The organism is Ruegeria sp. CF1 (genome assembly GCF_056537445.1).
The window spans coordinates 263,520-280,686 of record NZ_JBQFRN010000004.1 but is presented as its reverse complement, the minus strand read 5'-3'; the positions used below and the strand labels follow the sequence as shown (position 1 = coordinate 280,686).

Below are 17,167 nucleotides of genomic sequence, written 5' to 3'. Positions count from 1 at the left end.
CCGGATACCCCCTCAAGAGAGAGGGGCTGGCTAAGACCCCCTCATCCAGCCCCTCACCACCTTCACTCTCAATCATTTGTGAGACGGTGGGCTCTTCCCCTACTCCCGAACCGGGAGGCTTGCTTAGTATACCACAAAATCCCCGCCATATTCAGCCCGCTATAAATGGGGGGTTTTTGGCAGGCCAGTTTCAGAAAGTTACAAAGTCTACGCCTTCACATCGATTTAGTCGGATGGTCGGCTTTGGAGCCCTTACTCACCCTCTATGATTGCACATTTGTCCCAGTTTTGCGCAGAACTGGAGTAGATGGATTCTTCAGGGCGATACAAATTCGGATCGTCTAGGGATGCTGCGTGGACATATATCCGGTCGCTCATACGACGACTGTTTCTGGTAAGTTGAGACCCACAATTCGGGCAGAAGCCGCTGAAGGTCGGTCGACCTGATCCTCCAAGCATCTCAAATGTTTTGCAGTTATCGCTAATTGAGAAATCACTGATGGCAAGTGGCAGCATCTCCGAATGACCCCCACCAGTTAGTTGTTGGCAATCGCGACAATGGCAACGAAACATGGGCACATTAAGGCGTTTGCCTTCGTAGCGTACCAAGCCGCATTTGCATCCACCGGTGACGTATTCGGACATGTCTCCCCCCTGTGACATCACTCTACGACGCGATGACTGAAATGTCTGCTCCGTCCGCACAACTATCATTAATCTCGTCGCCAACCATCAAAAAGTTCACCAAACGTTCCCCTAGTTTCGCTATGCTCGTACGATGTGCGGACGACTCGGCAGACCCGAAATGACGTGGGCAGAGCTATATGCCCTGCAGAACTGGATCGTGAACGGTGTTCCTATCCCAACTGAGCGCGACCCAAACGCTCAAGACCTATCCATGAGCTGGAACGTCAAGCCAACTCAGATGTTGGATATGGCGTTCATCCATGACAACCGACTTATTAGCTCTACGGCACGCTGGTGGCTTGTACCGCACTGGTTCAAGGAAGACGTGGCGCAATGGAAACCCACCACCTTCAACGCGAAGATAGAAACGGCACATAAACTGGGTTCGTTCCGGGTCGCATGGAAAAGCAGCAGGTGCATTATCCCGGCCAGTTTCTACTATGAATGGACAGGCTCTAAGGGGGCCAAGCAGCCGTGGGTTATCAAGACAGATACCAATGACCCCTGCATGTATTTCGCAGGCCTCTACTCGCGCCTCTCGTCTGGTCTGAACACCTGCACAATTCTCACCCGCCCTGCGTTGCATCAAATCGAACACATACATGCACGGTCACCGGTTATTCTGACGAATGAGAACCTTGTGCCGTGGATGTCAGGTCAGATTGACCACGACGAAGCGCAGAACTTGGGCAAGGAATGGGATGGACGTATGCGCTTCCACAAGGTCGCGCCGATTGGCCGCGACGATGACGGGCCGGAGTTAATCGACGTTATCGACGCATAATGGCCACGCGCAGCAGATCCCCGAAGAAAGCAGCGGATGAAAAGTACTTCCCTATTAGGTTGCGTGTACAGGTTCCTGAGGAGGGGTTCGGATATCGGCTTCATGAGATCCACAATTGGCTTGATGCTCATGCTGGTCGGGGACGTTGGGGCTGGAATGCGGATAGTGTGCTATCGCGCGGATCTCGGGATGCGACGTCATTCTATATGCTGGACGAGCAATTGATTGCGCCGTTCATTGAGGCATTTGACCTAGAGCTTGCGCAAGGTGAAGCGGATCTGTGCGGCAGCGGCTCTTTCAAACTCATGGCAGCTATGAATCGAGAGCGTTAGTCACTCTTAGTCGTTCGCCAGGTTCCATTTGATTGTGTTCAAGCACGCCGATTAAAGATAAACTCATCCACTAGCATGAATGGCTTCAGCTCGAACGGCCCGCTATCCGTCGCGCTTTTTGATTGCGACTTCCGGCGCTCAATCTCGTTCAACAGAAAAAAGACACCGGCAGGCTTACCAACGAGGTCACGTGGAACCTCGATGCCTTTGAGCGTTGACCTTGCTTCAGAGTACGCTGCCACATTAGCCTCCGTTGCTTCGATAAAGCATTAGTTCAGGCACAGTATCGCGTTAGAATGCTACACAACTGCCAAAGAAAAAAGCAATGCCAAGCAGTTAGTCATAGAATCCAATGCGTTAAATTTGTCGTTGTTGGGGAGTTCAACCTAAGATTACCCTAGGGTTCCTGCTCCTTGCCCATAAACGCCAAAGCTCCCTCATTGTTCAGGATATTCAGGGAGGTATCTAACGCCTCTTGGTCAGATCCGAACTTATCATCCCAAACGTAGCTAGCCTCTTCGAAGTCAATCACTTCAAGGGTCCATTGGTTCTGACTATCCAAGCGGTAGATTTCGATTTCAAAGCGATACCCATCCACAAGTACAGACTTGCACTTGTCTGACATAATCAGTTTTGGTTCATCGATATTCATTGCGCCGTGATTCCTGTTTGACTGACTACATACTTCACTGCTTGTTGTGACGCACAATACTTGGACTGTTAGCTTTCACGCTGCTTCTGCAACACGTAGAAAATCACGCGAGCAGCGCGTTCTTGTTCGTCTTCTGCGGTGGAAAGAAACTCCACAAATTACTCATAGGAGAACATTTCGGACGCCAAGCCCTTTGCTGCGTCGATCTCATCGTCAACGGCGGTCATCGTTCTTCCTACCTACAATAATTGGTTCGTCTCAGCAGTGATGGCTGCGGTCCTCAAATGCCATTATATATCCCCACAGAAAAAGGGGCCATGCTTCCGTATGCCCCTTGCCTCCACATTAGTCTGGAAGTGTTAACCAGTCACACCGATTTGCGGGCAATTCTTGGCCTGCATAGCCTGCGTAATGGCATCGTAGTTCCCCTTGGCCTGCGCCAACTGGTCAGCATGATCCTGTGTTGCGGCCATTGCCAGCGCTGCGGGCCAGAACAGAACCAGAGTCACGCCGGTGATAACTGCGTCATCCGTGGCCGATTTCTTCTGGGCCGCTGTCAACTTGTTCACGTTGCTTGCAATCTGGTTACGCTCGGCGTGCAATTGCTGGCACGAACGCCCATCGAAGATTGCCGGGCTGACGTACGAAGCACCAACCTTATCCGGCGACTGCGCACAGGCAGCAACAAACGGCAACAGGGCAACGGCGGTGAAAAACCTGCGCATGAAATACTCCTTTACATACATGCGGTTACTGCTCGGGAACACCACGTGAATAAGTCTTTACCATGGCAGTCTCAGCTCTTTTCGATGTCTGTTTTTGTTTTTCGGTGCTGTATTTCCGGGAGGTTCTCTCGCACCCCATTTATCTTCAAATGTTCTTGTTTCGCTCCTATTTAATTTGGGGTACTATAATACCTTGTCTCAAACGACCATGGACGGACAAATGGCGATGTTTGACCCATTACTTAGTGGGATATTTGCCGCAAGCATGCGGAGAGTAAACGAACGCCAAATAATAGTACGGGGAAGCCATTGATTATCGCCATATTCCCCTCTCCGCGCTGCCAATGTGCGATGGCGCTCTTGGCGCAGAACACCACGCAGTAGGCAATCAGTATGCCTGCTGCCACTTCCAGAGCTAACGTGGGATCGGCTGGGTTCATACCAACAACCTAATCACCCCGGCACACACGGTCCAGACAGGAGAGACGGCAATGACAGGTTTGAATTTTGCGAGACCCTAAAGGCAGGAGTTCCGGGACCAATAAGCGCCCGCACCTGCCCGCGCGTCATGGAGTTAAATACGATTACCCAGCAATATCAAAGGCAGTTCCCGGATAAGGTACACGTATGACGGATCGAGACTATTCAACAATATGGATCGAGGAATTGAACCCGCCGCATGTGCGTCTCAGCTTCACCCACTACACTTGGCAGAACGCACACCGGATCACACAGCGCGCTCAAAAGCTGGCGCAGAACTATTCCAAGGGCTGGCACTGCGCCTATTGCGGCAACCTCATGCCCGAATGGAAACGGGTAGACGCTGAGTATTGCAAGGAGGGATGCAGGAAGATGGCAGCGCGGAAGCGGCGTCTAAAGTAGAGCGAAATAGAGCGCGCGCGTTAGTTATACTTGTTCCGCCGTCTACGCGCCACCAGACCAAGCCCTGTAAGGCCGACCAACAACAAGGGGAGCGAAGCGGGAAGTGGGACGGGAGAAGGCACTGGTGCTCCACCGACTGCCGAACCATAAGTATAATTATCCATTATGATATACGATGGATTGACCACTGAGTTGTCGACAGCAAATGTGGTTCTAGCGGTTTCGTAAATGACACCAAAGAAACCTGAGTTAGCGAGAGCCGTGACGCCGTCCAGAATTGGAGTTGCATTATTTTGCCAGTTTATTGGATTGGCGTAGTCGAAACCAAAACCGTGCACCGCAGACCCAAACGTGTAGATATCTGCAGTGTCTTGACGATAGTGCCACCAATACGAGTCGTCAAAACCAAGAACTGAGTTATCGCCACATCCGGAGTGATTAATGCAGCCGTACACACCGTTGTTCGAGGTACTAGGAGTGCCTCCCCGTACGAAGGTGAAGTCTGGTCTGGTTACAAAACCAGCCCCATATGGTCCGGATGAAATTCCATCCAAACTGTCAACCTTCACAGAAGTTAAGGCAGACTCAAATGAAGACCTGTCGGTATAGTACATTGGGGTGGGGAAGGCAGCGGTGGCAATTGTAGAAAATACTGCGGCAATGCCAATATTGAACCATTTTTTCATAATCGTACCCTCCAAAAAAACACTTATTACTTCTTTTTGATTTCGGCGACTGTATCAGATTTTCTTTAAATCCGCAAAATACGCGAAAGTTCTAGATCTATTATCCACGCAACGTAATCGTTTTAAAACCCAAAAACATCGCCATTTCCTCAGCTTAGAAATCAGATTCCGACACGGGGTAAGGAGATTGATGAAAAACTGATGCGGTCGGAGGAGTTGACACCTACGCGGATGGCCGAACACCTGACAATGCGTGGCGAGCTTTGGGAGATGGGTAGAAATCGAGTGTTGCAGGTTGCACCAGACGAAATTGAGTACAAAAAACCGCCTAATAAGGAAAAAGGGCTTCGCTAGGCTCAGTCAAATCTAGGGCAAAAAAACCCGGCCCAATGCGGGCCGGGCAAGTCTCCGAGGTAGTTGTCTAACTGGTCTGTTTTAGAAAAAGCTTATCCAGCAACTTGAGAACTGGGCGCACCCGTTCGTCGCAGATATTGTAGTACATGTAATGACCTTCGCGCCTCGCAACTATCATGCCCTCAAGTCGCAAGCGAGCGATACTTTGGGAAACTGTTGCCTGACGCATCGACAAAGCATCAATCATTTCACCAACAGATTTCTCACCATCGGCAAGTAGGTAAAGAATGTGCAATCGGACATCGAGGGTGAAGGCTTTCAGGTAATCTGACGCCTCGCTAATGCTTTCTGGGGAGTGCTGTTTCATTTCTTCGCAGTAGAAAGAGGTGCTCGCGGCTCAAGCTTTTCGGCCCAGATATTGGCATGTTCCAGCAAAAGAACCGAGCGCGTATCGTAAAGCGCCATGAGTTGAGTACCAGCCCACATTGCCATGCTTTTTTCCATGTCGTTGGCGGCCAGTTCGTACGCATGGACAACGACTGATTGGGCGGTTGCAGGGATAAACTTCATCTGGAACTTGCCTTGCTACTCATTCACTGCACTCAACCAACTTAGTCGTTCAATCACAGTGAATTTTGTCACTCAGGAGACGTTCTTGGGGCAGAAACCTAAATTCCGCTTGCACCGTTTAGCAGGTTTAGCGGTGTTAGCAGGGGTACCTACGAAGGTAAAACGGTGGCAATCAGCGGCAGAATAGAACTATACAAAGGCAAACCGCAGATTATCGTATCGTCGCCGGATCAGGTTCAAGTTCGCTGACCACCCTTTCCTGCAGGCAGGAAATAAACAGCCGCAGGGCATGGATTCGCAATTAGCCCGGATCTGGCTGGTATCAGCGAAAATTCGGGGGATAAATCAGGGGACACAGAAAACGCGCCTCGAAAAAACAATATATTTCAATATCATATGAACCTAAGTGGTGCCCCCACACGGACTCGAACCGCGGACCTACTGATTACAAATCAGTTGCTCTACCAGCTGAGCTATAGGGGCACTGGGTGTCGATTAATATCTCGGAACAGGGACTGCAAGCCCGAAATTTCGGGTCATCTTAACTTTGTGCTGGTTTGCCTTAGGATAACAGTAATATCAGGCCTCATCCGAATTTGACTGCACCGGGGACAGGTTGTAACCCAGGCGTCGATCCCGACCGAGGTAAGGACAATTCCGATATGCAGATGGTCATCCAAGCCGGAGCGCACTTTACCGACCATGATCACCTGCTCAATCTACTGCAGGCGAATGCGGATCTGGTTGCGGGAAATCATACCGCCTTCTGGGGGCTTCGTCCGTTCAGAAAGATCTTTCGACCTGCGCTGAAACCCTCTGCCGACCGGCCATCACATCAGGATACACTGGCGCGATTTCATAAACTGTTCCCCAACGGGCAACAGGTGGATCGGGCGATCCTGTCGAGCGCGCTGTATCTGGGAGAGCGGGCTTCGATCATCATGGACGGGCAGTTCTACGCCAATGCCGGGCAGCGGATGGCTTATCTGGAACAACTGTTCAGCGACTCGACGGTGGAACTGCTCGTAGGTCTGCGCAACCCCGGCAGCTTTATTCCAAAGGTGCTGATGTTGCTATCGGCACCGGAACGCGCGCATATTCTGTCGACCACCGACCTGAGCTGCCTGAGTTGGCTTGCGATGATCGAAGACATTCGCGATCTAGCACCAGATGTCAAAATCACCTTGTGGAGCAATGAGGATTCGCCGCTGATCTGCGGCGACATCGCGCGCGCGCTAGTGGGGCTACCCGAGGACACGCCGCTGGAACAGGAATACGCGCTGCTGTCCTCACTTGTCTCAGACATGGGCAAACAGGAGATTCAGAGCTTGTTAGAGCATCAAGCGGCCCCCAATGATCCCGTGCTCAGGGGCAGGCTGGCGCAGGTGTTTCAGCAGCATGCGCTGACGGATGAAATCGAAGAAGAGGTGGAGCTGCCTGGCTGGAACGAAGATATCGTTACCGCCTTTACCGAGCTTTATGAGCAGGATCTGGCACGGCTGCAGACCATGCCAGATATACGTTTTCTGAACCCGTAAGCGGCTGGCGCTACATGCCCAGCGCTTCCTTGTACATTTCCAGTACCGCCTCTTCCTCGGCGATGTCGTCCTTGTCGCGCTTGCGAAGAGCGACGACCTTGCGCATGACCTTGGTGTCGTAGCCGCGGGCCTTGGCCTCGGCCATGACCTCTTTCTGCTGGTCGGCGATATCTTTCTTTTCGGCCTCAAGACGCTCGAACCGTTCGACGAACTGGCGCAGCTCGCCTGCGGTCACTCGGTAGTTGGCTGCGGCCTGATCTTCGGTGGTGTCTTCCATCTGCGTCTCTCCCAAGGGCTGAAAATAAGGTGCCGGATACATCGGCACCGACCCGACCGCAAGCGTGCATTCTGCACGGCGGGCTTGTCTGACCTGCGCCGATCCGATAAGCGCGGTCACGGATTCAAAGGGTGAGCGTAAACAACCATGTTCGACATTATCGTCTGGGGCGGGGCCGCCCTGTCTGTGGCCGGGCTGGTCGGTCTGGTCTGGTGCATCCTGCAAGTGATGAAAGCGCGCAAAGCCAACCTGACGGATGACGAGTTGCGCGCTGCAGTTCAGGGGGTTCTGCCTTGGAATCTGGCGTCGCTTTTCCTGTCGGTACTTGGGCTGATGATGGTTATCCTGGGCATTTCGCTGGGATAACCAGATCGATCAGATCGGCAGATTGTCGAACCGCGCTTCAAGCACGTCTTCGCATAGCGCAGCATCCAGCCGACGCAAGCGCGATGGGATATGAACCCCCTGCGCGCGCATTTTATCCAGAACCATGCTGACATGTGGCTGAAGCTCTAGCCGGGTCTCAAGACACGCACCATTCAGCTTTTGTTCAAGCCGTTCCGCTTCGGTAAAAAGATCCTGAGCAGTCATTTCCTTCCTCCCATATGGTGCCAATGTGCCTGATATAGGTAACGAGTTTAAGACGAGCACGAGACCGGAACAAAACATCGCGAATTCTTGCCTAGTCAGGCAAAAAACCGTCAATATGTCCATGGTCGCCTAAAGCATACGCTCAAATTGCGGAGATTGCTTTGACAGACATCAACTCGTGATTAGGGGCTTTAAACATATTCCACTATTGTTATATGTATGCAAGCTGAACGGAGGAACCCATGACGCCAAGTGTGAAAGCTTTTTTCGACCCGCAGACCTTCACCGTCTCTTACGTTGTGCAGGAACCTCAGGGGCAGGCCTGCGCCATCATCGACAGTGTATTGGATTTCGATCACGCCTCGGGGCGGACCGACACCAGCTCGGCCGACCAGATTGTCGACTATGTGACGGCACAGGGACTGAAGGTGGAATGGATTCTGGAAAGCCATGTCCATGCCGACCACCTGTCAGCAGCCCCTTACCTACAGGAAAAGCTGGGTGGTCAGATCGGGATTGGCGAGAATATCGTGGTCGTTCAGGACACGTTCGGCAAGGTCTTCAACGAAGGCACCGAGTTTCAGCGTGATGGCAGCCAGTTCGATGCACTGTTTGCCGAAGGGTCCAGCTTTCACATCGGCCAGATGCGCGGGGACGTTTTGCACACGCCAGGCCATACGCCAGCCTGCATGACCTATGTGATCGGCGATGCGGCCTTTGTGGGCGATACGCTGTTCATGCCAGATTTCGGAACTGCCCGATGCGATTTTCCCGGCGGGTCATCGGCGGACCTGTATGCCTCGATCCAGAAAATCCTGTCTCTGCCTGACGAGACGCGGATTTTTGTAGGCCATGATTACAAAGCGCCTGGTCGCGATGAATACGCGTGGGAGACCACGGTTGGCGAACAGAAGGCGCTGAACGTTCATATCGGTCAGGGCCGCAGCGTCGAAGAATTTGTCGAGATGCGCGATGCGCGGGATGCGACCCTGGCGATGCCGCGCCTTATTTTGCCCTCGCTGCAGGTCAATATGCGGGCCGGTCAGATGCCACCAGCGGATGAGCAGGGCGACGTTTTCATGAAAATCCCAGTCAATAAGCTTTGATACGAGGGCAGACGAGACAATGAATATCGAATGGATTTCGGGTCTGGCTGGTGGTCTGCTGATCGGGCTGGGTGCCAGCGTTTATCTGCTGTGTAATGGGCGGATCATGGGGGCGAGCGGCATATTGGGCGGACTGCTGGAACGCAGCGACCGGAGCGTATTAACGGAACGCCTGGCTTTCGTCGCTGGCTTGGTCGGGATGCCCTTATTGCTGCGCCCATTGATTGCGCCGCAGGCCGAGACCCATTTGACCCCGGATCTGGCGATCGTGATCCTTGCTGGGCTGCTGGTGGGGGCTGGAACACGGATCGCCAATGGCTGCACGTCGGGTCACGGCGTTTGTGGGATTTCTCGCTTCTCGTTGCGCGGGATCGTCGCAACGGTGTTCTACATTCTTGCAGGTGGTCTGACGGTTGCGCTGTTTCGCCATGCTTTGGGGGTGATCTAATGCGCTCAGTGTTTGCTTTTCTCGCCGGATCGCTGTTCGGCATCGGGCTTTTGATCTCAGGCATGACCGACACCACCAAGGTGCAGGGGTGGCTGGATGTGTTCGGCAATTGGGACCCGACGCTCGCCTTTGTCATGGGCGGGGCGATCCTGCCGATGCTGGTGGCGTGGCGATTGACACGGAACAGGATCCCTGTAGTGGGCGGACAGTTCCCCGCCCCGCCCCGTGTTGAACTGGATCGCCGTCTGATCGTCGGGTCGGTCCTGTTCGGCGTCGGTTGGGGATTGGCGGGTTTGTGCCCGGGCCCGGCGATGGCCTCGCTTGGATATGGAGGCGTTGGCGGGATTGTGTTCCTGATTGCGATGATCGCGGGCATGTTTGCGGCACCAAAGCTGGGTGCGCAACTGGACAGGATCGCCGACGCAGCCTAAGCAATTGCCATGGAGATTCGACCGATAACCCCCCGCTACGCCGTCTCACCTCAGATCTCGGTGGAGGACGTGCCAGCCATTGCCGAGGCCGGTTTCGTCAAGGTGATCTGCAACCGTCCCAATACCGAAGTTCCGCCGGATCAGCAGTCAGACGCCATCGGTCAAGCCGTTCGCGAGGCCGGGATGGAATATGAGGTTCTGGAGTTGACACACCAGACGATGACACCGGAAAACGTGGCGCTGCAACGCGATCTGGCCGAAAGCTGCAGCGGGCCGGTTCTGGCCTATTGCGCCTCTGGCACACGATGCTCGGTGGTCTGGGCGCTGGGACAGTGCGATCGGCTAAGCACGGATGAAATCCTCGATGCGACCGGAAAAGCGGGCTATGCGCTCGACGGGTTGCGCCCGGCATTGGAACAGCTGCGAGGGCGCGGATAAGCCTCTTAATCGCGGCCATTGCCTTTGGGCGCTGGCAGACCGGCGAGGTGCGAGATTTCCGTGACACGCTGTTCGGAACTGGCAGGCAACAAGTCGTCGGGTTCCAGGAGGGAATCCTCGGTCGTCAGATCATGCGCTACAATATCGTCATCAAGCGGGGACGACATCTCGTCATCCGGGGCCGAGGGCTTCAAGCTTGATTTGCTGGCCAGAAATCCGGCGCAGTCCTTGGCGGGCAACGCAGAAGGAGGGCCTTGTTCGTTGATCCGAACCGCACGCATTCCGCCGCACTGACCGAGACGTCCGATGGCGGTTCGGGCACGATCGATTGACAGAACTTCAACCCGATCCACCCGCGCGCCCTGCTGCGGCAGGACATCCCCGACGGACAATTCCGAAAGCGCTGTCAGCGGCAAAGACAGGCGGCAGATCACGGTGTTCAGCTCAGCCCGAATTACCCCGGATGCCTGATCAAGATTCACCTCCGATTGGGTGATATCCGCAACCTGTTCCTGATCCGAGAGCGGGCGCTCGGGCAGCAGGATACTGACCTCGCCCTGACGCGGACCACCGGCAAGTTCGACCGTCAGATCAAACATGCGATAGACCTCATCCACCAGCGCCAGGTTCAGTGCGCGCCGACCTTCGGCGCGTGAGGTGAACTCATACCCGGACAGGCTGGCCATGTCTGCCGGGGACTCAACCAGTTTCAGAGCCCGGCTCAGCATATCCTCGATCAGAGGGGCGACCATGGCAGCGTCGGTGTCGGTAAACGCACGCTCGGGTGATGGGTCAGAGGTGACCATGGCAATCGTTTGCTGCTGGACGATGGCAGAGACGCAACCCGGGTCCAGACAGGCCGCAGCCAGGCCGCCCTGATCCGAGGTAAACAGCAGCATCAACCACCCCTCATTCAGCCGGTCGGCTATATCTTCCTGCGCACGTACGGCCTGCTTTGCCCCGATGACCGACAGCGCCAGCCCCATGCTTTCGCCGGAGGCGCGTGCCAACCCCAGCCGCAAGGCGCGCAGGACCGAGCGGGGCGTGTCGGCACCGCATTGCCCCGCTGAAAGCTTTCGTGCCAGTGCTGATGTGGTCATGGCCCCGTTCCGCCGTTTGTCGATGCGATGACAATTTGTCTAACCCGGCGGAGGTTACGAATGTCTTTATGACGCCCTCATTGCGCGGCCTGACGAAAGGCCAGCGGAAGGCTGACGCGGAATGCCGCCCCTCCCTGCCCCGGCAGATAGGCAACTTCGCCGCCCAGGCGCTGCATAATCTCTCGGCAGATCGCCAGCCCCAACCCTGCCCCGCCTGCCTTGTCCGAGCCGACGCGGGCAAATTTCTCGAATACCATCGATTGCGCCTCGGCCGGGATACCACCGCCGTTGTCGATGAAATCGATTACCACCTGCCCGCCGACATCATGGGCCGAGATGGTCAGCACCGGTTCAATGGCGTCGCAATATTTCTGGGCGTTGGAAATCAGGTTGATGAACACCTGCCCCAGCCGGTCGAGATCCGTGTGCAACGGGATACGTTCACTTGCGCGCACCCGCCGTACGCCAATCTTTCGATCACTGCCCGCCAGCGCGCTTGAAACGGCGCGGTCCAGAACTTCGCTTAGGGTGGCTTCGCCCATGTTCAGGCTAACCTGGCCGCTTTCCAGCACGCTAAGGTCGAGCAGATCATCCAGTAGCCGGGTCAGACGCAGCGATTCATCATGTATGATCGCAGCATAACGGATTTGTTCCTCGGCGCTGAGGCCATCGGTGTCGCGCATAATTTCAGAAAACGCCCGAATCGAGGTCATGGGCGTGCGCAATTCGTGGCTGACCTGGCTAAGAAACGCGTCTTTCTGTTTCGAGACTTGCGTAAGCTTGGCATTCGCCTCGCGCAATTGCCGCGCTGTGCGGCTAAGCTCAGTCGATTTTGCCTCAAGCTGGCTGGAATATTCCAACATCTGCGCGGACTCGTCGGCAACGGCCAACAGGTCTTCGACAGACACAGACGCCCCGCCAACGATCTGACCGATCATCGCATGGGCGGTCGCGGCCCCGACCGAGCCGCTGAGTTCACGTTCCAGCCGTTCCAGAAACTGCGGCGTAGGCTCGGGCAGTCGTCCGGGGCGACCATTCTGGCGCTCGGCTTCGGCTTGAAAGAACTCTTGCGCGGGAATAGTGCCCAGAATCCGCTGGGTCATGATCATCAAGTCTTCGCTTTGCGCAACCGAACCGGTCCAGCCACGGGCTGAAACTGAATGGTCAAATACATTTACGAATTGCGCACCCTGAAGGCGTTCCAGCGGGCTGGGGAAGCTGAGCATCGAGGCGACACAGAAGGCGATTGTATTCAGCGACAGCGACCACATGACCGTATGCACCATCGGGTCGATCCCTTCGATCCCGAACAACGCCTGCGGGCGCAGCCAGCCCCAGCCGAAGGGTCCGTTTTCAATCACCGATGCCGGGACAATGCCGCCACCCATGCCAGGCAGCAGCAGTGTGTAAATCCAGAGAAAGAACCCGACGCTGAGCCCGACCAATGCCCCAGTTCGGGTCGCGCCGCGCCAGAACAGGCCACCCACCAGTGCGGGCAGAATCTGGGAAATCCCGGCAAAGGCCACCAGCCCGATCGAGGTCAGGGCAGCCCCGCCCCCCGAAAGCTGGAAGTAGAAATAGCCCAACGCCATGATCGCCGCGATCGAGACGCGCCGCGCCATCAGCACGACTGTTCGCACATCACCAGAGACCGACGCGGTGCCTTCCTGCGTATTCAGCCAGATCGGCATGACCACATGGTTCGAGACCATGGTTGACAGCGCCATCGCGGTAACGATCACCATTGATGTGGCCGAGGAAAACCCGCCGATGAACGACAGCATCGCCAACCAGTCATTGCCCTGCGACAGCGGCACGGTCAGCACAAACAGGTCGGGGTTCGAGCCTTCGGGCATCAGGTCCAACCCAACGACGGCGATGGGCACGACAAACAAGCTCATCAGCAGTAGGTAGAGCGGAAAGGCCCAGGCGGCGGTGCGCAGGTGGCTCTCATCGTCATTCTCGACCACCATGACCTGAAACATCCGCGGCAAGCAGACAAAGGCCGCCGCCGAAAGAAAAATGAAAGTGGTCCAGCGCCCGGCATCCACATGCCATTGGCCAATTTCCGAGGCATCGATCTGATCCATCATCGGCCCCAAGCCGCCAGCGACGCCCCAGACAACAAAGATGCCAACGGCCAGAAGGGCGAAGAGTTTCACCACAGATTCCAACGCAATAGCGGTAACAACGCCGTGGTGGCGCTCATTGGCATCCAGATTGCGCGTCCCGAAGAGGATCGCGAAGACGGCCAAGCCCGCCGCGACCCAGAACACACTGGAGCCTTCGCGATAGAGACCTGAGGGATCGGCCTCGGCAAAGATCGAAAAGGACAGTGTGATCGACTGCAATTGCAGCGCGATATAAGGCGTGCCGCCCAACACCGCCAGAATGGTCACGCAGACCGCCAGTGTGTTGGACTTGCCGTATCGTGACGAGATCAGGTCAGCGATCGACGTCACGCGCTGGCTGCGTCCGATGCGCACGAGTTTGCGCAGGCCCCACCACCAGCTGATCATCACCAGTGTAGGACCCAGATAGATGGTTACGAATTCAAGCCCAGAACGCGCGGCGTTGCCAACCGCGCCATAAAACGTCCATGCAGTGCAATAGATCGACAGTGACAGGGTGTAGATCAGCGGGGAACGCAACCATTTCCCGCCGCCACGCGCAGCCAGCCGGTCCGCTGCGAAGGCGACGCCGAACAGAAGAACCACATAGCCCAGACAGACCAGAATCAGGACATTCAGGGTTGCCATGTCTCGGCCTCGGGCTCGGCAGTCTCGCGCGCGGTCATGCGTTTGGCGACGAAGCCGAAGATCACGCTGATCAGGATCAGAACACCCCAGCACGCAAAGATGTAGAACATGGCCGTCGACAGCGACAGAGCCTCGGCGCCTGCGCTATCATCCGGCCATAGAAGAGGCAGCGCGAGCATTGCGGCACCTAGAAACGGCAGCAGCCGCGCTGCATCCGCCAGCCTGCGCCGACGATAGCTTTGCCGTTCCAGAAACAGGGACGGACGAACTGGCGAGGGCCGATCTTTGCCGTCGCCCGCGGAGCTCATAACTGAGACGCCTGCGCATGCAGGTCGCGCACCGCTGTCAGGACTTCGGTGTTCGAAAACGGCTTGGTCATGAATCGGCTGACCCCTGCCTGCTCGGCCATTTCACGATCGCGGGATTGCCCGCGCGCGGTCAGCATCAAAACCGGCAACGCCTTCATATCATCATGTTCGCGCAGATCACGCAGCACATCCATCCCGCTTTTTCCCGGCAACATCACATCCAGAATCACTAGATTGGGCCGCGCGGACAGAATCACCTGCACCGCATCCGTTCCCTCGGCATGGGTTTCAACCTGCCACCCCTCGCGTGTCAGCAGAAACCGGATCGCCTCGGTGATGTTGGGCTCATCCTCGATCAACAGAACCTTGCGGCTCATATTTGCATATCCTCCCCATGACGGATTGCACGTCCGGCCACCCGTCCAGCCCAGATTAAGCGCTGTGTCACGAAACTGTCAAAACCCTTCGCTCAGGATCGATGGCTCGCGCCGCGCGCTGCATTCGCGTTTCGGGCATATCCGACAACTGGCTCCGGCTTGCGCCGCGTTTTCCGCAGGCTGCACCGTGTCTTCGACCGGCAGCACCAGCATGACCGAACGATAGACCGGCTCAGCCCCGAATTCCTTAGCTGGCTGAGGGGTTGCGATTGCAAAACACTCAAACTCAGCAGCGGTTCGACCAAGCTGAACGACCCGTTTCCGGATCGGGACCAAGGGCCGATTCAAGGCGGTGAACAAGGGCCAGAGCGGACAGGCCTCGCCATGGCGCGGCAGAGCAAACCCCGGCGCGGGTTTAAAAAACAGAACGCTGCCGGAGGCGTCGCAAATCACCAAGCCAGCCGGACGCGCCAGCGTGCCTTCAGGCAGAAAGGCCAACCGTCGCAGCGCCGTAGCAAGGTCCACTGAAAACACCGTCGCCAACGCCAGAGGATCGGGGTTTGCTGCATCCAGCGCGGCACACACCTGATCCAGCGGCATAGCGCGCGCGTCGGCGGCATAAAGGTCCAGCAACCCCGAGGCCACAGTGTTGGCTGCAGCAGAATCGAGCCCATCCAGCGGCACTTCGGTCAATTGCCCGCCGGCTTCGAGTTCCGGGAAATGATATCCTTGCTCGGCAAAAAACGCCTCGACCGCGTCCAGTGGGATACCGCGCAGATCGCGCTGCCCGTCACTGTCATCCAGATAGGTCACCAGCGCTTTGGAGCTTTCGGCCAGTCGTTCGGCATCCTGATGCAAGTTGCGATGGAACCGGTCGCGCCATTCCGGTTCGATCTCTCCCGGTTCAGCCAAGATTGCAGCTGTTGAGCGGATGGCGGCGGCGGTCGACAGCACCTCGTGCATTGAGGCCGCCAGATGCGGGTCATGGGTCAGTCGGTCGGAAAGAACTTCGACAGTGCGCTCCAGCGACACTACGCGGCGATGCATCTGCGCCAGAACACCCGACCAACCGGGAAAGCGGCCGGCGAATTCTTCCAGCCCGTCCACCTCGGCCTTTTGGCCGACTGCATCCGCCGCGGCCTCGCGCAGAGCGGCGATGAGCGTCTCTTCGATCCCTTGAGTCAGCAGCGACGGCTCGACGGACAAAGCCGCCGCGATATCGACAAGCAGTTTGCCCCCAATGCGGCGGCGGTTGTGCTCGATCAGGTTCAGATACGATGCCGAAATCCCCACCTGCCGCGCCAGTTCCGCCTGTCGCAGCCCAGAGATTTGCCGTCTTTCGCGTATCCGGCTGCCGGTCAGCGTGTCGCGCATGGCGTTTATGTCCTTGGCTACTGCGGCTGCATTTTCAGATTAACTAAGTAATTATTATCTGTTGCCGACTAATTTTCAAAGAAGATTTACAACTTTGACAACGGCCAGAGAAAGAAACCCACCCTTTCCTGCCGCCCACCCTTCTCTTTCGACGCAATACCCGTCACCATAAGAACATGAGCGATCCCGCCTTTGAATACGCCCCCATCGGCCTTGTTGAGCTTGAGAACCGGATCATCCGACGGTGCAATCTGCAATTTGCGCGGACCTTTGGCGGGAATGAGGTTGACTATCGCAACATGCCCCTGCTGCATCTTTATCCTTCGGTCGCCGATTGGGAACGGATCGGCGCGCGTAGTCTGCAGGTGATGCGCGATACAGGCTATTACACAGACGAACGGGTGATGCGGCGACGCGACGGTGACCTGTTCTGGTGCCGCGCGCGGGGGCGTTCGCTGACGCCAGACGATCCGTTCCGGCACGGGATATGGAGCTTTTCGGACATCTCGGAAGAGCGCCCCTTGGTGCAATTGACAACCCGCGAACGCGAAGTGGCCATCCTGTCATGCCGGGGTTTATCCGCAAAGGAAATTGGCGTTGAACTTGGGCTAAGTTACCGCACGATCGAGGCCTATCGCGCCCGCCTTTTGGAAAAATACGGAGCCCGCAAGCTACCAGAACTGGTCGCAAAATTGTCTGGAACGCCGCTGTAATCGCGACAGCCCTCGTAATTCGCGCAAAAACCCCC

At 56.1% G+C, this 17,167-nt stretch carries 24 protein-coding genes and 1 tRNA gene; 10 read left to right on the top strand and 15 right to left on the bottom strand.

What is annotated here, in order from left to right; all coding sequences use genetic code 11:
* Positions 1 to 252: 252 nt before the first annotated feature.
* On the bottom strand, positions 253 to 645 hold the full coding sequence (locus ACRZ96_RS10595) for a GFA family protein (RefSeq protein ID WP_480814479.1): 393 nt from the start codon (positions 643 to 645) through the stop codon (positions 253 to 255).
* 133 nt (positions 646 to 778) lie between these two features.
* Between ACRZ96_RS10595 and ACRZ96_RS10590 the strand changes: the two genes are divergently transcribed.
* Together ACRZ96_RS10590 and ACRZ96_RS10585 are read left to right on the top strand one after the other, a co-directional pair.
* The gene (locus ACRZ96_RS10590) at positions 779 to 1,471 is read left to right on the top strand and encodes an SOS response-associated peptidase (protein WP_480814478.1); all 693 of its coding nucleotides are present in this window, start codon (positions 779 to 781) and stop codon (positions 1,469 to 1,471) included.
* Positions 1,471 to 1,803, top strand: a complete 333-nt coding sequence (locus ACRZ96_RS10585; protein ID WP_480814477.1) for a hypothetical protein — start codon at positions 1,471 to 1,473, stop codon at positions 1,801 to 1,803. Before ACRZ96_RS10590 ends, ACRZ96_RS10585 begins: the two co-directional genes overlap by 1 nt.
* 38 nt (positions 1,804 to 1,841) lie before the next feature.
* Here the strand turns inward: ACRZ96_RS10585 and ACRZ96_RS10580 are convergent, their stop codons facing one another.
* From ACRZ96_RS10580 to ACRZ96_RS10570, 3 genes are all read right to left on the bottom strand, one after another.
* Complete coding sequence (locus ACRZ96_RS10580; protein WP_480814476.1) at positions 1,842 to 2,045, bottom strand: hypothetical protein; 204 nt, start codon at positions 2,043 to 2,045, stop codon at positions 1,842 to 1,844.
* Positions 2,046 to 2,200: 155 nt separating this feature from the next.
* On the bottom strand, positions 2,201 to 2,455 hold the full coding sequence (locus ACRZ96_RS10575; protein ID WP_480814475.1) for a hypothetical protein: 255 nt from the start codon (positions 2,453 to 2,455) through the stop codon (positions 2,201 to 2,203).
* 359 nt (positions 2,456 to 2,814) lie between these two features.
* Entirely contained in the window at positions 2,815 to 3,180 is a 366-nt protein-coding gene (locus ACRZ96_RS10570) for a hypothetical protein (protein WP_480814474.1), read from the bottom strand.
* A 627-nt stretch (positions 3,181 to 3,807) separates the two neighbouring features.
* Between ACRZ96_RS10570 and ACRZ96_RS10565 the strand changes: the two genes are divergently transcribed.
* Complete coding sequence (locus tag ACRZ96_RS10565) at positions 3,808 to 4,062, top strand: hypothetical protein (protein ID WP_480814473.1); 255 nt, start codon at positions 3,808 to 3,810, stop codon at positions 4,060 to 4,062.
* 20 nt (positions 4,063 to 4,082) lie between these two features.
* Here the strand turns inward: ACRZ96_RS10565 and ACRZ96_RS10560 are convergent, their stop codons facing one another.
* The 4 genes from ACRZ96_RS10560 to ACRZ96_RS10545 all read right to left on the bottom strand — a co-directional run bounded on the left by ACRZ96_RS10560 (position 4,083) and on the right by ACRZ96_RS10545 (position 6,155).
* On the bottom strand, positions 4,083 to 4,748 hold the full coding sequence (locus ACRZ96_RS10560) for a VPLPA-CTERM sorting domain-containing protein (RefSeq protein ID WP_480814472.1): 666 nt from the start codon (positions 4,746 to 4,748) through the stop codon (positions 4,083 to 4,085).
* A 421-nt stretch (positions 4,749 to 5,169) separates the two neighbouring features.
* The gene (locus ACRZ96_RS10555) at positions 5,170 to 5,469 is read right to left on the bottom strand and encodes an ArsR/SmtB family transcription factor (RefSeq protein ID WP_480814471.1); all 300 of its coding nucleotides are present in this window, start codon (positions 5,467 to 5,469) and stop codon (positions 5,170 to 5,172) included.
* Positions 5,466 to 5,672: a hypothetical protein gene (locus tag ACRZ96_RS10550; RefSeq protein ID WP_480814470.1), complete on the bottom strand. Its 207-nt coding sequence runs from the start codon at positions 5,670 to 5,672 to the stop codon at positions 5,466 to 5,468. Before ACRZ96_RS10550 ends, ACRZ96_RS10555 begins: the two co-directional genes overlap by 4 nt.
* 407 nt (positions 5,673 to 6,079) lie before the next feature.
* Positions 6,080 to 6,155 (bottom strand) — tRNA-Thr (locus ACRZ96_RS10545).
* A gap of 179 nt (positions 6,156 to 6,334) precedes the next feature.
* On the opposite strand from ACRZ96_RS10545, the gene ACRZ96_RS10540 reads away from it, so the two are divergent.
* Positions 6,335 to 7,210: a hypothetical protein gene (locus tag ACRZ96_RS10540; RefSeq protein WP_480758594.1), complete on the top strand. Its 876-nt coding sequence runs from the start codon at positions 6,335 to 6,337 to the stop codon at positions 7,208 to 7,210.
* Positions 7,211 to 7,220: 10 nt separating this feature from the next.
* Here the strand turns inward: ACRZ96_RS10540 and ACRZ96_RS10535 are convergent, their stop codons facing one another.
* A complete protein-coding gene (locus ACRZ96_RS10535; RefSeq protein ID WP_480771617.1) occupies positions 7,221 to 7,487 on the bottom strand; it encodes a DUF2312 domain-containing protein in 267 nt (88 codons plus the stop codon).
* Positions 7,488 to 7,634: 147 nt separating this feature from the next.
* Here ACRZ96_RS10535 and ACRZ96_RS10530 point away from each other — a divergent pair, with 147 nt between their 5' ends.
* Entirely contained in the window at positions 7,635 to 7,853 is a 219-nt protein-coding gene (locus ACRZ96_RS10530) for a hypothetical protein (RefSeq protein WP_170397154.1), read from the top strand.
* Between the two features lie 9 nt (positions 7,854 to 7,862).
* Here the strand turns inward: ACRZ96_RS10530 and ACRZ96_RS10525 are convergent, their stop codons facing one another.
* Positions 7,863 to 8,078, bottom strand: coding sequence for a hypothetical protein (locus ACRZ96_RS10525; RefSeq protein WP_480705490.1), 216 nt, complete (start codon positions 8,076 to 8,078; stop codon positions 7,863 to 7,865).
* Between the two features lie 242 nt (positions 8,079 to 8,320).
* Here ACRZ96_RS10525 and ACRZ96_RS10520 point away from each other — a divergent pair, with 242 nt between their 5' ends.
* Genes ACRZ96_RS10520 through ACRZ96_RS10505 form a run of 4 tightly spaced genes read left to right on the top strand, consistent with a single transcriptional unit; the run spans position 8,321 to position 10,501 of the window.
* Entirely contained in the window at positions 8,321 to 9,184 is an 864-nt protein-coding gene (locus ACRZ96_RS10520) for an MBL fold metallo-hydrolase (RefSeq protein ID WP_170397158.1), read from the top strand.
* Positions 9,185 to 9,203: 19 nt separating this feature from the next.
* Positions 9,204 to 9,632, top strand: a complete 429-nt coding sequence (locus tag ACRZ96_RS10515; RefSeq protein ID WP_223117717.1) for a YeeE/YedE family protein — start codon at positions 9,204 to 9,206, stop codon at positions 9,630 to 9,632.
* Positions 9,632 to 10,063, top strand: coding sequence for a DUF6691 family protein (locus tag ACRZ96_RS10510; RefSeq protein WP_480437537.1), 432 nt, complete (start codon positions 9,632 to 9,634; stop codon positions 10,061 to 10,063). Before ACRZ96_RS10515 ends, ACRZ96_RS10510 begins: the two co-directional genes overlap by 1 nt.
* A gap of 9 nt (positions 10,064 to 10,072) precedes the next feature.
* Entirely contained in the window at positions 10,073 to 10,501 is a 429-nt protein-coding gene (locus ACRZ96_RS10505; protein WP_170397163.1) for a protein tyrosine phosphatase family protein, read from the top strand.
* 5 nt (positions 10,502 to 10,506) lie between these two features.
* On the opposite strand, the gene ACRZ96_RS10500 is transcribed toward ACRZ96_RS10505, so the two are convergent.
* The 5 genes from ACRZ96_RS10500 to ACRZ96_RS10480 all read right to left on the bottom strand — a co-directional run bounded on the left by ACRZ96_RS10500 (position 10,507) and on the right by ACRZ96_RS10480 (position 16,419).
* Positions 10,507 to 11,601, bottom strand: a complete 1,095-nt coding sequence (locus ACRZ96_RS10500; RefSeq protein ID WP_480814469.1) for a FliM/FliN family flagellar motor C-terminal domain-containing protein — start codon at positions 11,599 to 11,601, stop codon at positions 10,507 to 10,509.
* A gap of 77 nt (positions 11,602 to 11,678) precedes the next feature.
* Positions 11,679 to 14,360 carry an ATP-binding protein gene (locus tag ACRZ96_RS10495; RefSeq protein WP_170397168.1) on the bottom strand — a complete coding sequence of 894 codons (2,682 nt, stop codon included), beginning with the start codon at positions 14,358 to 14,360 and terminating at the stop codon, positions 11,679 to 11,681.
* A complete protein-coding gene (locus ACRZ96_RS10490; RefSeq protein ID WP_170397170.1) occupies positions 14,348 to 14,668 on the bottom strand; it encodes a hypothetical protein in 321 nt (106 codons plus the stop codon). Before ACRZ96_RS10490 ends, ACRZ96_RS10495 begins: the two co-directional genes overlap by 13 nt.
* Entirely contained in the window at positions 14,665 to 15,045 is a 381-nt protein-coding gene (locus tag ACRZ96_RS10485; RefSeq protein ID WP_170397172.1) for a response regulator transcription factor, read from the bottom strand. The genes ACRZ96_RS10490 and ACRZ96_RS10485 overlap by 4 nt, the downstream gene beginning before the upstream one ends.
* Positions 15,046 to 15,123: 78 nt before the next feature.
* Positions 15,124 to 16,419 carry a short-chain fatty acyl-CoA regulator family protein gene (locus ACRZ96_RS10480; protein WP_480705496.1) on the bottom strand — a complete coding sequence of 432 codons (1,296 nt, stop codon included), beginning with the start codon at positions 16,417 to 16,419 and terminating at the stop codon, positions 15,124 to 15,126.
* A 176-nt stretch (positions 16,420 to 16,595) separates the two neighbouring features.
* Between ACRZ96_RS10480 and ACRZ96_RS10475 the strand changes: the two genes are divergently transcribed.
* On the top strand, positions 16,596 to 17,132 hold the full coding sequence (locus ACRZ96_RS10475; RefSeq protein ID WP_480705498.1) for a helix-turn-helix transcriptional regulator: 537 nt from the start codon (positions 16,596 to 16,598) through the stop codon (positions 17,130 to 17,132).
* The last annotated feature ends 35 nt before the right edge of the window (positions 17,133 to 17,167 follow it).